Origin of the sequence: Dokdonella aquatica (assembly GCF_051987395.1) — a bacterium.
GTDB lineage: Bacteria > Pseudomonadota > Gammaproteobacteria > Xanthomonadales > Rhodanobacteraceae > Dokdonella.
Genome location: NZ_CP197094.1, coordinates 984,140 through 998,110, shown reverse-complemented (window position 1 = coordinate 998,110; position 13,971 = coordinate 984,140). Strand labels below are relative to the sequence as shown.

The 13,971-nt window shown below is 68.1% G+C and carries 10 protein-coding genes; 6 read left to right on the top strand and 4 right to left on the bottom strand.

All coding sequences use genetic code 11. The features are described from left to right. Window positions 1-66 precede the first annotated feature (66 nt). The 4 genes from ACQQ2N_RS04405 to ACQQ2N_RS04390 all read left to right on the top strand — a co-directional run bounded on the left by ACQQ2N_RS04405 (window position 67) and on the right by ACQQ2N_RS04390 (window position 5,841). Window positions 67-687, top strand: a complete 621-nt coding sequence (locus ACQQ2N_RS04405) for a TetR/AcrR family transcriptional regulator (RefSeq protein WP_440224468.1) — start codon at window positions 67-69, stop codon at window positions 685-687. 469 nt (window positions 688-1,156) lie between these two features. Then, a complete protein-coding gene (locus ACQQ2N_RS04400) occupies window positions 1,157-3,367 on the top strand; it encodes a PQQ-dependent dehydrogenase, methanol/ethanol family (protein ID WP_440224467.1) in 2,211 nt (736 codons plus the stop codon). A gap of 73 nt (window positions 3,368-3,440) precedes the next feature. After that, window positions 3,441-4,310, top strand: coding sequence for a transporter (locus ACQQ2N_RS04395; protein ID WP_440224466.1), 870 nt, complete (start codon window positions 3,441-3,443; stop codon window positions 4,308-4,310). 82 nt (window positions 4,311-4,392) lie between these two features. Continuing rightward, on the top strand, window positions 4,393-5,841 hold the full coding sequence (locus ACQQ2N_RS04390) for an aldehyde dehydrogenase family protein (protein WP_440224465.1): 1,449 nt from the start codon (window positions 4,393-4,395) through the stop codon (window positions 5,839-5,841). On the opposite strand, the gene ACQQ2N_RS04385 is transcribed toward ACQQ2N_RS04390, so the two are convergent. Beyond that, on the bottom strand, window positions 5,798-7,303 hold the full coding sequence (locus tag ACQQ2N_RS04385; RefSeq protein WP_440224464.1) for a PLP-dependent aminotransferase family protein: 1,506 nt from the start codon (window positions 7,301-7,303) through the stop codon (window positions 5,798-5,800). The two genes, ACQQ2N_RS04390 and ACQQ2N_RS04385, sit on opposite strands and share 44 nt — an antisense overlap. A 128-nt stretch (window positions 7,304-7,431) precedes the next feature. Here ACQQ2N_RS04385 and ACQQ2N_RS04380 point away from each other — a divergent pair, with 128 nt between their 5' ends. Both ACQQ2N_RS04380 and ACQQ2N_RS04375 read left to right on the top strand, forming a co-directional pair. Continuing rightward, on the top strand, window positions 7,432-9,201 hold the full coding sequence (locus ACQQ2N_RS04380; RefSeq protein WP_440224463.1) for an acyl-CoA synthetase: 1,770 nt from the start codon (window positions 7,432-7,434) through the stop codon (window positions 9,199-9,201). After that, window positions 9,198-9,974, top strand: a complete 777-nt coding sequence (locus ACQQ2N_RS04375) for an enoyl-CoA hydratase (RefSeq protein WP_440224462.1) — start codon at window positions 9,198-9,200, stop codon at window positions 9,972-9,974. The genes ACQQ2N_RS04380 and ACQQ2N_RS04375 overlap by 4 nt, the downstream gene beginning before the upstream one ends. Before the next feature lie 117 nt (window positions 9,975-10,091). Here the strand turns inward: ACQQ2N_RS04375 and ACQQ2N_RS04370 are convergent, their stop codons facing one another. From ACQQ2N_RS04370 to ACQQ2N_RS04360, 3 genes are all read right to left on the bottom strand, one after another. Next, the gene (locus ACQQ2N_RS04370) at window positions 10,092-10,337 is read right to left on the bottom strand and encodes a hypothetical protein (RefSeq protein ID WP_440224461.1); all 246 of its coding nucleotides are present in this window, start codon (window positions 10,335-10,337) and stop codon (window positions 10,092-10,094) included. A 111-nt stretch (window positions 10,338-10,448) separates the two neighbouring features. Continuing rightward, window positions 10,449-11,303: a GAF domain-containing protein gene (locus ACQQ2N_RS04365; RefSeq protein WP_440224460.1), complete on the bottom strand. Its 855-nt coding sequence runs from the start codon at window positions 11,301-11,303 to the stop codon at window positions 10,449-10,451. Window positions 11,304-11,582: 279 nt separating this feature from the next. Further along, the gene (locus ACQQ2N_RS04360) at window positions 11,583-13,724 is read right to left on the bottom strand and encodes a hypothetical protein (RefSeq protein ID WP_440224459.1); all 2,142 of its coding nucleotides are present in this window, start codon (window positions 13,722-13,724) and stop codon (window positions 11,583-11,585) included. Window positions 13,725-13,971 lie beyond the last annotated feature (247 nt).

Below are 13,971 nucleotides of genomic sequence, written 5' to 3'. Positions count from 1 at the left end.
GGCACGCGGAGGCGTGCCGCCTAAAAAGTGAATCTTAGTTCACTCTTTCGACCGGATGATATCCCCATGGCCTACCGACGTTCCCCGCGTGTGCAGCAGCGACTCGAGGAAAACCGCAACCGCATCCTGTCCGCCGCGCGCTCGCTCGTGGCGCAAGGCGGCTTCCGCGAAGCCTCGATCGTGGCGGTCGCTGGCGCGGCGGACATGTCCACCGGTGCCGTGTACCGCTACTTCCCGTCGAAGTCGGATCTCTTCGTCGAACTGCTGACTGATGCAGTGCAGCGCGAGTGCGCGATCCTGCGCGCGATCATCGCCAGGCCTGCGACGGCACCGGATCGCCTGGCCGCGGCGGTCGAGTCGTTCGCGCGCCGCGCGCTGAGCGGGCCGTGGCTCGCGTACGCCTTCATCATCGAGCCGGTCGATCCCGAAGTGGAAGCCGCGCGCCTGGTCTGTCGACGCGAGTTCGGCAGCGTTTTCAAGGAGGTTGTGCGCCAGGGCGTGGCCTCGGGCGAGTTCCCCGAACAGTCCGCCAACGTCAGTGCAGCCTGCATCGTCGGCGCCTTTACCGAGGCCCTGGCGCGACCGGTCACGCCGCTCGCAGGACGCATCAGCAAGACGAGACTCGTCGGCGAAATCGTCGACTTCTGCTGCCGTGCGGTCGGCGCGAGTACGCGCACCGGACGCTGATTCGTTGTGCAGGGCGCAAGACTGTTTGCCCGAACTGTACCTCTGCAGGGCGCCGATGCGATGCGTCGATCGGCATACCATCGGTCCGCGCTGCACGTCGGCGCACAGGATTCGCAGGTGGCGCGGAACGCCAGGTTTGCAGCACGACATCCGCGTGAAGAGGCAGGCATCGATGAAGCAGTCGTCAGGTTCATGAGCCGGCGGGTGCGTATCCGCTGACTCCTCCGCGCCGAACCGGTCGTCGCCCTTGCCGGGTGTCGATCACGGCAGGCGGATGTCATCCGAAGTGTTCGAAGCAGCTCCGGCCGATTTCTGGCCGGCAGGTGTCGGCTTGCCCGCGTTCGCGCCGTCGTCGGTGATCGAGAGCAGGCGAGCAGGTGTTCCCACCGCGCAGCCTCACGACGATGAGGCTGCGCAGGCAGGCGCCACCGGTCCACCGGTGGCAGGAAAACAACGGGAGGGGCAGTACATGAGCAGATTGTCGTTGCACCGTTCCACGACGAAATCCGGCATTCCTTCGCGCGTCATCGCGCTCGCGCTGTCGATCGTCACGGCGATGCCGATCGCCGCGTTCGCGGCCGATCGCTCCGCGGCGAATGTCGACCAGAAGCGCCTGGTCGGGTCCGCGAGCGAGCCGGGCACCTGGCTGACACGCGGTGGCAACACCGACGAGCAGCACTACAGCCCGCTCGCGAAGATCGACACCTCGAACGTCGAGCGCCTCGGCCTCGCCTGGTACGGCGAGTTCGATACCAATCGCGGGCAGCAGGCGACGCCGCTGGTGATCGACGGCGTGCTATACACCAGCACGGCGTGGTCGAAGGTCTATGCCTACGACGCCGCGACCGGAAAGCAGCTGTGGTTCTTCGATCCGAAAGTGCCCGGCAAGAAGGCCCCGGACGGATGCTGCGACATCGTCAACCGCGGCGTCGCCGCGTGGAAGGGACGCATCTACGTCGGTACCTACGATGGCCGCCTGATCGCGATCGACGCGAAGACGGGCAAGCCGGTCTGGGAAACGCAGACCACCGACGTCACGCGCAGCTACACGATCACCGGCGCGCCGCGTGTATCGAATGGCCTCGTGTTCATCGGCAACGGCGGCGCCGAGTTCGGCGTGCGCGGCTACGTGTCGGCCTACTCGGCGGACACCGGCAAGCTCGCGTGGCGCTTCTACATCACGCCCAATCCCGAGGGGAAACCCGACGGCGCAGCTTCCGACAAGATCCACAAGGAGATCGGACTCAAGAGCTGGGGCGACGGATGGTGGAAGCAGACCGGCGGTGGCGGCACCGCGTGGGATGCGCTCGTCTATGACAAGGACTACGACCAGCTGCTGATCGGCACCGGCAACGGTACGCCGTGGAGCTACGTGGCGCGTTCGGGCGGCGTCGGCGACAACCTGTTCATCTCGTCGATCGTCGCGGTCGATGCGAAGACGGGTGCCTACAAGTGGCACTACCAGTCGACGCCCGCCGAGGAGTGGGACTTCACCGCAACGCAGCCGATCGTGCTGACCGAACTCGACGTCGGCGGCAAGCGCACCAAGGTCGCGATGCAGGCGCCGAAGAACGGCTTCTTCTACGTGCTCGACCGCAGCAACGGCAAGCTGCTCTCGGCGAAGAACTTCATGCCGATCAACTGGGCCGCCGGCGTGGATCTCGAGACCGGCCGTCCGATCGAGTATCCGGCGGCGCGCTACTCGAAGACCGGCGGCGACTTCCTCGCGATTCCCGGCGCGTTCGGTGCGCACAACTGGCCGCCGATGGCGTACAGCCCGAAGACCGGGCTGGTCTACATTCCGGCGCAGCAGGGTTCGTTCGGCTACAAGCACGATCCCAACTTCAAGTACAACCCGCTCAACGGCGCCTGGAACCTCGCCAACATCTCCGGGCATCCGACGCTCGCGCCGCGTGACGAGGCGGATCGCCTCAGCATCACGCAGAGTTTCCGCGGCGACCTGATCGCCTGGGATCCCGCCGCGCAGAAGGAAGTGTGGCGGGTCTCGTATCCGTCGATCGGTGCGGGCGGCACGCTCGCCACCGCAGGCAACCTCGTCTTCCAGGGCACGCCGGACGGCATCTTCCACGCCTACGCCGCCGACACCGGCAAGGAAGTGTGGAGCTACGACGGCCGCATCGGCATCATCGCCGGCGCGATGAGTTACGAGATCGACGGCACGCAGTACGTCGCCGTGCTCGCCGGCCTCGGCGGATCGGCGGGCCTGCAGATCCCGCACATGAAGAACCCGCGTGCAGGCATCGGTCGCGTGCTCGTGTTCAAGCTCGACGGCAAGGGCACGCTGCCGCCGTACCAGCGCGCCCATCGCCCCGCCCAGGTTCCGGACGAGACCTTCGCACCGGAGCTCGTCGCCAAGGGTGCCGCGTTCTACGGCAACTGCGTGGCCTGCCACGGCTACGGCACCTACACCAACGACGAGGTCGTGCCCGACCTGCGCCGCTCGCCGATGCTGCTGCACAAGGACGCGTTCGCCTCGGTCGTGCACGACGGCATCCTCGAGAGCCGCGGCATGGTGAGCTTCGCCGATCGCATGAGCCGCGAAGACGTCGAGGCCTTGCGCGCCTATCTCGTCGATCGCGCCAAGCAACTCAAGGCCGACGAAGACGCCGAGCAGGCCGCGCGCGCCGCGGGCAATGCCGCCGAGAAGGCCAATCCCTGAGTCGACCCCACAGACGTGACCGCCGCCGCGCCCCGTGGCGCGGCGGCCGGACCGACCATCGAGGACATCCCGCATGACCATCCAACGTGAGATCCGCCGGCGCGCGCACGCGCTGCCGAGTCTGCTCGGCCTCTCCCTGCTCGCTGGCCTTGCCGCTGCGCCGGCGGTCGAGGCGGCCACGGGCCGCAGCTTCATCGGCCCGCACGAGTACGCGCTCCCGGGCAACATCCCCGATCGCTTCGACGTGTTCGTCTTCTACTCCTACCTGGAGAACGCCGACCGTGCGTTCGATGCGCGCGGTGACGAGGTCGATGCCAACCGCACCAGCGCGCTCGTGAACCTCTTCAAGTTCTCGCAGGCCTGGACGCTCGATAGCAACCCGGACTTCGGCTATGCGTGGGAAGTGATCCTGCCGGTGAGCAGCGTGCGCGATCGCACCGCCAACACGTCGGTCAGCGGCATCGGCGATCCGATCATCGCGCCGTACATCTACTACAAGCTCAGCGAGAACGTGACGATCGGCACCGACCTGCTGTTCCAGGTACCGGTCGGCGACAGCAGCGTCGGCGGCGGCGACAGCTGGAAGGTGACGAACTCCGTCTTCATGGACGTGCAGCTCGGCAAGTTCAATTACACCGGTGACGTGATCTGGGACTACCCGCGCGAGTCGACGCGCGCGGATGCGACCGCCGGCAAGGGCTGGTCGACCGAGCACCTGTTCGGATACCGCGCCACGTCGCTCATCGAGCCGTACGTCGGCGCCGCCTATGCCTACCAGAAGGCCTCGTCGATCAACCTCGCGAACAGCGAGACCGACCTGATCGCCGGCATGCTGTTCCATCTCCGCAAAGGCAGTTTCGGCCTGCACTGGGCGCATGCGATCGACGGCAAGAATCGTCCCGCCGGCGATTCGTTGAACGTGCGCTTCGTCCTGCCGATGTGAGTCACGACCATCGGACCATGCCGGCGCGCCGCGCGTGCCGGCATGCTTCGGGTCCATCCCGCAACACACACGAGGAATGCCGATGAACGCCATCGCGAAGACAACCGCCGCCGCGGACGTCCCCACCTACGCCCAGCTGATCGATGGCCGACAGGTCGCCGGTGCGGGCACGATTCCGGTGATCGATCCGGCCACCGAGGAGACCATCGCGTTCGCGGCGGTCGCCGACAAGGCGCAGCTCGAGCAGGCCGTCGCCGCCGCGAAGCGCGCCTTCGCGACGTGGAAGCACACGTCGACGGGCGAACGCGCCGCGATCATCGCGCGCATCATCGAGGCCGTGCAGGCGCGCCGCGAGGAGATCGCGCGTGCGATCACGCTCGAGGTCGGCAAGCCGATCGGCGCGGCACGTGCCGACGTGGACCTGTCGCTGCAGTGGGCACGCCATGTCGCGGCGATCGAGCTCAAGCCCGAGGTGGTCCGCGACGACGCCGATGCCTACGTCGAAGTCCGCCACAAGCCGATCGGCGTGGTCGCCTGCATCATTCCGTGGAACTTCCCGTTCTTCCAGACGATGTACAAGCTCGTGCCGGCGCTGCTCACGGGCAACACCGTGATCATCAAGCCGGCACCGACCACGCCGGTCAATGCGCTGCTGCTCGGCGAGATCCTCGCCGACATCGTCCCGGCCGGCGTCGTCAACGTGCTCGGCGATGACGGCAGCATCGGTCCGCTGCTCTCCTCGCATGCGGACATCGGCAAGGTCAGCTTCACGGGTTCGACTGCGGCAGGCCGCAAGGTCATGGAATCCGGCGCACCGACGCTCAAGCGCATCGTGCTCGAACTCGGGGGCAACGACGCGGCCATCGTGCTCGACGACGCCGACGTCAAGAGCGTGGCCAAGGGCATCTTCGACTGGGCCTTCATGAACAGCGGCCAGGTCTGCATCAACATCAAGCGCATCTTCGTGCCCGATGCGCTGCACGAAGACTTCTGCGCCGAGTTCGCGGCTCTCGCCAAGGCTGCCGTGGTCGGTCACGGCCTCGACGAGAGGACCGAGTTCGGACCGATCCAGAACCGTCGCCAGTACGAGGCCGTGCTCGAATGCCTCGCGATCGCGAAGGCCGACGGCACCGTGATCGCGGGCGGCGAACCGCTACCCGGCAAGGGCTACTTCGTGCCGCCGACCGTGGTCCGTGACATCGACGACGCGAGCCGTCTCGTGCGCGAGGAAACCTTCGGTCCGATCCGTTCGATCCTGCGCTACGCGACCATCGACGAGGCGATCGCGAGGGCCAACGACACGCCGTACGGGCTCGGCGGTTCGGTCTGGGGCAAGGATCTCGCGCGCGCGACCGAAGTCGCCGATCGCATCGACAGCGGCACGACCTGGGTCAACACGCATTTCGCGCTCGCACCCGATGTGCCGTTCGGCGGCCGCAAGCAGTCGGGACTCGGCGTCGAGTTCGGCATGGAAGGCCTGTACGAGTTCACCGACCACCACGTGATCCATGTGGCGCGTTCGGGCTCCTGACCGTCCGGCGTGCGGTTCGGCGGGTGCGGCCGGGCGTGCTGTCCGGTCCTCCCGCCTCGCGCAGGCACTCGCGCATGCTGTCGATGAACAGCGGATCCTCGATGTAGCCGACGTTGAGGCGCATCCAGGGGCTGGCCTGTCGCCGGTTGAGCATGAAGTTGTTGCCCGGCGCGATGACCACGCCGCGCGCCATCAGGCTCATCGTCAGTTCGCCGATGTCGTCGAGGCCGGGCACGCGTGCCCACAGGTACAGCGATTGCTCGGGCTCGCAGAACGGCTCGAGGCCGAGGTCCCTGAGGATGCGGATGGCCTTGGCCGTGGTCTCGCGCACGCGCTTCTGCAGCTTGGCCACGTGACGCAGGAAATGCCCCTCGGTGAGGATCACGTCGAGGATGCGCTCGCTGTACTCGCTGCCGCTGACGTGCAGCAGCATCTTGATGTCGGCGAGTTCCTCGATGCGGTTGGCGCTTCCGGCGATGAAGCCTCCCCGCAGCGTCGGCGAGAGCGACTTCGAGAAGCTGCCGACGTAGAGCGTGTTGCGGAGCTGGTCGATCGCGCTGATGCGCGGTGCCGAGTTCCGCTTGAAGTCGGCCACCGCATCGTCTTCCACGACGAGCAGGTTGTTCGTCGCCGCCAGCTGCGCGATGCGCGCGGCCTTCTCGGGACTCATGTCGGAGCCGGTCGGGTTCTGTCCGACCGACTGCACGAAGAACACGCGCGGCCGCTCGCTGCGGATCTGCTGCTCGAGGACGTCGATGTCGGGGCCGTCGACGAGGCGCGGGATGCCGATCATGCGTGCACCCTGCAGTTCGAGCTTGCCGAACAACGGGTAGTAGCCGGGCTCCTCGACGAGCACCGGATCGCCCGGCGACACGTAGCGACGGATGATGAGGTCGAGGCCGTGGTTGCCGCCGTGCGTCGTCATGATCTGCCGCTCGGACGCGGCGATGCGGTAGCCGGCGAGCTTGCGGTTGATGTGCGCGCGCAGGTTCTGGTTGCCGTAGCGGCTGCCGTAGCGGAACAGCCCGCCGATCCCCGCGCGCGTGATCTGGCGGTGGAACTTGTCCAGGCGCATGTCGGCCAGCCACAGCGGCGGTGGCACCGCGATCGCGAGGTTGGATTCGCCGGGCGCCTGCAGCAGCTGCTGGCGCATGAGCCAGATCGTGTCGAGGGCGCGGTGGTAGGCCCGCGGCTCGTCGTGTTCGACGACCGGCTCGTCGATCGCCTCGTCGGTCGTCGGTTCGGTTTCGACGCGCACGAAGAAGCCGCGGCCGCGGTCGGCGCGGACGAAGCCGCGTTGCGCGAGCGATTCGAACGCCGCGACGACGGTGTTCAACGAATGCGAATAGAGGCGCGCGTACTCGCGCAGCGAAGGCAGCTTGTCGCCGGCCTTGAGCGTGCCGGCGAGGATCTGCGTCTCGATGTCGTGCGCCACCTTTTCGGCAGCGGTCTTCGCTCTCATGCGGTGGCTTCGGCGAGTGGAGGGAGGCGATCGGTGAGATGCGATGCGTGGCGTACTGCGGGCAGCGTCGGCACGTGTGATGCCGGCGGTGGCGTCGATCGTGGCTGCACGTCGCCTGCTTTCAAGGGTTGCAGCTTTTCACGCCGCGGGAAAGGGCGGGCCTGGTCGTTACATGGTCGTGCACCTCGCGCAGCGTCGGCCTGCATGGCCGCGCCTATGGATTCTTCGATGGACGGGAGCGCTCGATGAGCAGCACAGAGACGCGGGAGCGCGCGCAGCGTGAAAGGCACGATGTGCCTGCGATCCGCATGCCGGCGATACCGGCGCGCTTCAACATCGGCGTGGACGTATGCACGCGCTGGATCGACGACGCGGACCGCATAGCGCTGATCCACGACACCGGGAGCCGCAGCGAGCGCTTCTCGTTCCGTGACATCGAGGCCTTGTCGAACCAGATCGCGAACATGCTGCGCAGCAGCGGCATCGGGCGCGGTGCGCGCGTCGCGCTGATGGCGCCGCAGCGCCCCGAAGCGGCCTGCGTGCACGTCGCGATCTACAAGCTCGGCGCGATCGCGGTGCCGCTGTTCCCGCTGTTCGGCGAGGAGGCGATCGAGCATCGCCTGTCCGACAGCGGCGCCGAAGCGTTCATCGGTGATCGTCAGGCCGTGGCGAAGCTCGCATCGATCCGCACGCGTCTGCCGGTGCTGCAGCACGTGTTCTGCATCGACGGCGCGGTCGACGACGCGATCGATCTGCACGCCGTGCGCAGCCGTTGTGCGGAGCAGTTCGAAGCGGTCGATACGGCGGCCGACGATCCGGCGATCATCATCTACACCTCGGGCACGACCGGGAAATCGAAAGGCGCGCTGCATGCGCACCGCACGCTGCTCGGGCATCTGCCCGGCGTGGAGATGTCGCACGACGGTCTTGGCCTGCCGGGCGACCTCATGTGGACACCGGCCGACTGGTCGTGGATCGGCGGCCTGTTCGATCTGCTGTTGCCGGCCTGGCATCACGGCCTGCCGGTGGTGGCGCGACGCTTCGAGAAGTTCGATGCCGCGCAGGCCTTCGAGCTCATGCGGCGGCATCGCGTACGCAACGCGTTCCTGCCGCCGACGGCTCTGAAGATGATGCGCGCCGGCTCCGAGCCGGGACGTTCGTACGACCTGTCGCTGCGCTCGGTCGCCAGCGGCGGCGAGAGCCTCGGCGAGGAACTGCTCGAGTGGGGCCGCAGCGTGCTCGGCGTCGAGATCAACGAGTTCTACGGCCAGACCGAATGCAACATGGTGGTCTCGTCCTGCGGCAGCCGCTTCCCGCCCAAGCCGGGATGGATGGGCAAGGCCGTGCCGGGGCACGACGTGCAGGTCGTCGATGCGGCGGGTGCGCTGCTGCCGCGCGGAACGCTCGGGCTGATCGGCATCCGCCAGCCCGATCCCGTGGCCTTCCTCGGGTACTGGAACGACGAGGCGGCGACGTCGGCAAAAATCGCCGGAGGCTTCCTGCTGACCGGCGACCAGGGCGAGATGGACGACGACGGCTACATCCGCTTCGTCGGCCGCGACGACGATGTCATCACCAGCGCCGGCTATCGCATCGGACCCGGACCCATCGAAGACTGCCTGCTCGGCCACGCCGCGGTGCGACTCGTCGCCGTGATCGGCGTGCCCGACCCCGAGCGCACCGAAGTGGTCAAGGCCTGCATCGTGCTCAACGACGGCTTCGAACCCGATGCCGGATTGACGCGCGAACTGCAGGACCACGTGAAGCGCCGCCTGGCCGGCCACGAATACCCGCGCCTGATCGAATACCTCGACAGCCTTCCGACCACCACCACGGGCAAGCTGATGCGCCGCGAACTGCGCCTGCGCGCCACTGCCGACACGGAGAACCGCGCATGAGCGCTTCGTACGAGTGCATCCTCCTGGAGACGGTTGGCCGCGTCGCCGTCATCACGCTCGACCGTCCGCGCGTGCTCAACGCGCTCAACGACACCCTGGTTGCGGAACTGATCGATGCGCTGAGGGCCAGCGACCTCGATCCCGGCATCGGGGCCATCGTGCTGCGCGGCGGTGAGCGTGCGTTCGCTGCCGGTGCCGACATCGGCGAGATGGAGAACCACGATTTCGTGTCGGCTTACGTCGGCAACATCATCGACTGGCAGGCCATCCGCGACATCCGCAAGCCGATCATCGCCGCCGTATCCGGTTACGCCCTCGGCGGCGGCTGCGAACTCGTGATGATGTGCGACATCGTGATCGCCGACCGCACCGCGCAGTTCGGCCTCCCCGAAGTCACGCTCGGCATCATGCCGGGCGCAGGCGGTACGCAGCGCCTGCCGCGCGCGATCTCGAAAGCCAAGGCGATGGACCTCTGCCTCACCGCACGCCGCATGGGCGCCGAGGAGGCGGAACGTGCAGGCCTCGTCTCGCGCGTCGTGCCGGAAGGCGAACTGCACGAGGCCGCGATCGCGATGGCCGCCTCGATTGCCGGTAAATCGCTGGCATCGGTGATGATGATCAAGGAAGCGATCAACCAGTCCTGGGAGTCCTCGCTCAACGACGGCCTGCGTTTCGAACGCCGGCTGTTCCATTCGTTGTTCGCGACCGACGACCAGAAGGAAGGCATGCGTGCGTTCGCCGAGAAGCGGCCGCCGGTGTTCCGCAATGCGTGAGCGGGCGTGACGATGCCCGATCCCGACGGTGTCGGAGGCGGGGCGTGATCGGTGTGGCCCACCTCCGTGCGTCGTGCGGAGTCTGGAGTGACCGAGCGGGATGCCGTGCTGCGCGGATCAGAATCGCATGTTGCGGATGAAGTCGGTCGCGACGGCCGCGATGCCGTCGTCGAGCTCTTCGAAGGAGGCATACGTCGCGCGGCCGTCGGAGAGTCGAATCGGCGTCGCCGAAGGGCCGTGCCACAGCTGGAGGCCGATCACCTCCAGTCGACCGTCGGGCAGCTGCAGCACGGTCGCCCGCCAGCGCGCGCCTTCGATCTCGCCGGCACGCGTGACAGGGGTTCCGTTCGATCCTTCGTTCATCGGCCGGCTCCACGGTGAAGATCCGATTCCATGGCAGGGGGCGTCGCGCCTCGACGGCATCCACGCGCCGGTCCGCAACGGTCGCACGCGGGTTCCACCCTGTCGATGGCGCTACGGCGCGTTGCCGCGCTCCGCGTCGAACTCGCGCCCGATCACCGTGGCGAACATCTCCAGCGTCCGGACCGTCTGGACGGTGATCTTGGCCGGCTTGGGGTCCAGCGCACACAGCGTGCCGAAGAAGGTTCCATCGGGCAGGTGGATGGGCACGGAGATGTAGCTTTCGAAGCCGTACATGGCGGGCGTCGGGTGGTTGGCGAACGTGTCGTCGCGGGACGCCGAATCGAAATACACGGGCTTGCCGTGCTGCCGGATCTCGTTGCAGATCGTGGTCTCGAGGGCGAGATCCTGCCCCGCCTGCAAACCGAAGCCCACGAGGTCGCGCACCACGCACGCCGTCCACTCGGTATCCGTCACGCGCGCCACGGCCGCGAAGCGCATGTCCGCGGCACGCACGACCGCCTCGAGCATGGCGGGGATGCCGGCGATCCGGCGGATGGCGTCCAGGTCGAGCTGCAGATCGATCCTGCCGGGCGCGGCGGTGTCGTCGAGCGGGACGGTTCCCACGGGCTGCGCGTCGTCGAGGAGGCGCGCGTGGCGAAGCCTCATGCAGTGGTTGGAGACGGACTGCACGAAGTCGCGCACGTCGCCGGAAAGCTTGCGCAACGTGTCGACAGGTCCCGAAAGGGTCAGCGTCGATCCGACGAGCCTGACCACATCCAGCCGGTGTTCCCGCGCGAACGCCTCGTGCAGCACGGTCAGCGACACCGCCCATTTCAGCGAAGGGAGCACGTCGAGAAGTACGCTCATGACGCCGTGCGTCACCTCCCCGTCGACATCGACACTCGGCATCTCGAAGCCGATGACGGTCGGCTGTTGCGTGTCGCCCTGCGGCGCGCTGGTTTTCATTCGCGCATGGTAGCGCGAACGGGTTCACGGCGAGTCCGATCGGCAGGGCTGCCTCGGCATCCCGGGCATCGCGCGGAAGCTGCCATCAGCCTGCGGTGCCGGCAGCAGCCTGTCGCGCGCCGTGCACGGCGGCACGGTGATCATGCCGATGGCAGACGACGTCCGTTCCCACCGTTCGGCACGTGGCGTTGGCCTGCACTGCACATGCGTTCGGATGCAGGGACGCGCCTTGTGACGCGAACCATCGACCCCCATGAGTCCGGCCGCGTGCGTGGGATCTCACGGCATCGGCGCGCCGTCGAACCCGTTCGCGAAGATCCGATCGCCGAACACCGGTGCGAACGCCGCGAGTCCGACACGCGGCTGTCCGCCGATCGTGAGGAATCGCCCGCCGGCGTAGACCTTGCCGTCGGCGGCGAGGGCGAGGATCTGCACGTCGTTGTCGGCACCGGGGTTCCAGTCGGGATCGAGGCTGCCATCGGGACCGAGGCGTGCGATGCGCGCGCGCGGTTCGGTGCCGATCGCATCGAAGCGGCCGCCGATCCAGGCACTGCCGTCGCTGCCCACCGCGATCGCGCGCACGGATTGCTGGAACGGGTCGGAGCCGGGATTCCACGCGGCATCGATGGTTCCGCTGCCGGTCGCGCCCAATCTCACCATCTGCCGGCGTGGTTGGTCGTTGATCGTCGTGAACGATCCCGTCGCGTAGATGCCCGCGGCACCGACGGCGAGGGCGTAGACGGTCTGGTTGGCCGAGGGATTCCACGCGGTATCGAGGGTGCCATCGCTGCGCAGCCGCGCGAGGCGTGTGCGCGGCGTGCCGTTGATCGTCGTGAAGTCGCCGCCGACGTAGATGTTGCCGGCGGCATCGGTCGCGAGCGCGTGCACCGAACTGTCCGCGGAAGGCGCCCACGCGGTGTCGACGCTGCCGTCGGCGAGCAGGCGGGCGAGCCGGTTGCGTGACAGTCCGCCGACCGACGTGAAGCTGCCACCGAACACGAAGCTGCCGTCGGGCAGCGCGGCGATCGTGCGCAGCAGGCCGTTGATCGTGAGCGGGCCGGGCTCCTCGAACGAGGCGACGATGCGCGCGATGATCGTGTCGTCGGCGTTCGGTGTCGCGTCGATGGTGCCGTCGTGGCGCAAGCGCAGCATGTACGGTCGCACCACGCCGTCGGCCTTGTAGAACGTGCCGCCGACGAGCATGCCGTACGGGCGCTTCAGCATCAGCGTGATGGCCGGCGACAGCGACTCCACGTCGCGCGCCGGTTGCACGCCCGCACCGGCCTGTGTCGACAGCACGGCGAAGCCGAGCCGGTACTGGCTGCTGACGCGATGGAACGCTCCGCCGATGCGCACCTGGTTCGTGTCCGCGAGCAAAGCGTACGGCGCGCCGCCGAGCGGTGACGGATCCCATCCGGCATCGGGCGCACCGTTGCTGGCCGACAGGCGCGCGAGGTTGCGTCGTGCGATGCCGCCGATCTGGCTGAACAGTCCGGCCGCGTACACGGCGCCGTCGCTCGCGACGCTGATGGCGTGCACGACGCTGTCCGCATTCGGGTTCCACCCGGCATCGGCGAGTCCGTCGCCGGCCGACAGGCGTGCGATGCGGTTGCGCGTCTGGCCGCCGATGCTCGTGAAGCTGCCGCCGGCGTAGACGCGGCCCGAGGCATCGAACGTGATCGCGAGGACGTCGCCGCCCGGATCGGGATTCCAGACCGGGTCGGCACTGCCGTTGCCGAGCAGGCGCGCGATGCGGCGCCGTTGTGCGCCACCGACATTGAAGAAGCCGCCCGCCACGTAGACACGATCGTCCGATGCGATCGCGATGACGCGCACGGTGTTGTCCGGGGCCGGATTCCACGCCGCGTCGACGACCGCCGGCGTCGCGGTCGACACGCGCGCGAGTCCGCTGCGCGTGACGCCGCCGATCACGCTGAACTGCCCGCCGACATGCACGCGTGACGTGGCGTCCACGGCGAGCGCGTAGACGAACGAGTCGGGCTGCGGTGTCCATGCAGGATCGACGACACCGGTCGCCGAGACCCTCGCGAGGCGTTCGATGCCGAGGCCGCCGATCTCCTGGAACTCGCCGCCGACGTAGATGCGCCCGCTCGCGTCGATGGCGAGCGCGTTGACCGTGCGGTCCGGCGAGGGATCGAAGGCGGGATCGAGGCTGCCGTCGGCGCGCAGCCGGGCGAGGTTGCGACGCGGCACGCCGTCGATCGAGCCGAAGGTTCCGCCGAGCACGACCCCACCGTCGGGCGTGCGCAGCATCGCGAGCACGCGGCCGTTGACGACGAGATCGATGTGCGGCGCCGCGAGCGGTGCGGGCGACTGCGCCGAGGCGGTCGCCGACAGCATGGCGATGACGAGAAACGCCGCGGCGACGAGTGTAGGCACGCGATGATCCAGCCGGTTCATGGACGCTTCCCCTGCAAGGCCGCACGTCGCGACGTCCTGTATGGCGCGGGTCGAGGGCGAGGTGTCTCATGGGGCGTGATCGGAGTGTCGGATCGCCCCCGGACGAAGGCCACGTCCGCGCGCGAAAGCCCTCGTTCTGCAAGCACGGCGGGTCGGCGTGTCGACCCTCCGCCCGCCCGGCAACCCCGCGAACGCGGGGTACGACGCCGCCGAGCCACGGCCTACGCTTCCGACGGTCACGATCGGA

Bases quoted from the DNA above. Each gene is read 5' to 3' on its own strand.
- ACQQ2N_RS04405 (WP_440224468.1), top strand. From the start codon at position 67: ATGGCCTACCGACGTTCCCCGCGTGTGCAGCAGCGACTCGAGGAAAAC.
- ACQQ2N_RS04400 (WP_440224467.1), top strand. From the start codon at position 1,157: ATGAGCAGATTGTCGTTGCACCGTTCCACGACGAAATCCGGCATTCCT.
- ACQQ2N_RS04395 (WP_440224466.1), top strand. From the start codon at position 3,441: ATGACCATCCAACGTGAGATCCGCCGGCGCGCGCACGCGCTGCCGAGT.
- ACQQ2N_RS04390 (WP_440224465.1), top strand. From the start codon at position 4,393: ATGAACGCCATCGCGAAGACAACCGCCGCCGCGGACGTCCCCACCTAC.
- ACQQ2N_RS04385 (WP_440224464.1), bottom strand. From the start codon at position 7,303: ATGAGAGCGAAGACCGCTGCCGAAAAGGTGGCGCACGACATCGAGACG.
- ACQQ2N_RS04375 (WP_440224462.1), top strand. From the start codon at position 9,198: ATGAGCGCTTCGTACGAGTGCATCCTCCTGGAGACGGTTGGCCGCGTC.
- ACQQ2N_RS04370 (WP_440224461.1), bottom strand. From the start codon at position 10,337: ATGAACGAAGGATCGAACGGAACCCCTGTCACGCGTGCCGGCGAGATC.
- ACQQ2N_RS04365 (WP_440224460.1), bottom strand. From the start codon at position 11,303: ATGAAAACCAGCGCGCCGCAGGGCGACACGCAACAGCCGACCGTCATC.
- ACQQ2N_RS04360 (WP_440224459.1), bottom strand. From the start codon at position 13,724: ATGAACCGGCTGGATCATCGCGTGCCTACACTCGTCGCCGCGGCGTTT.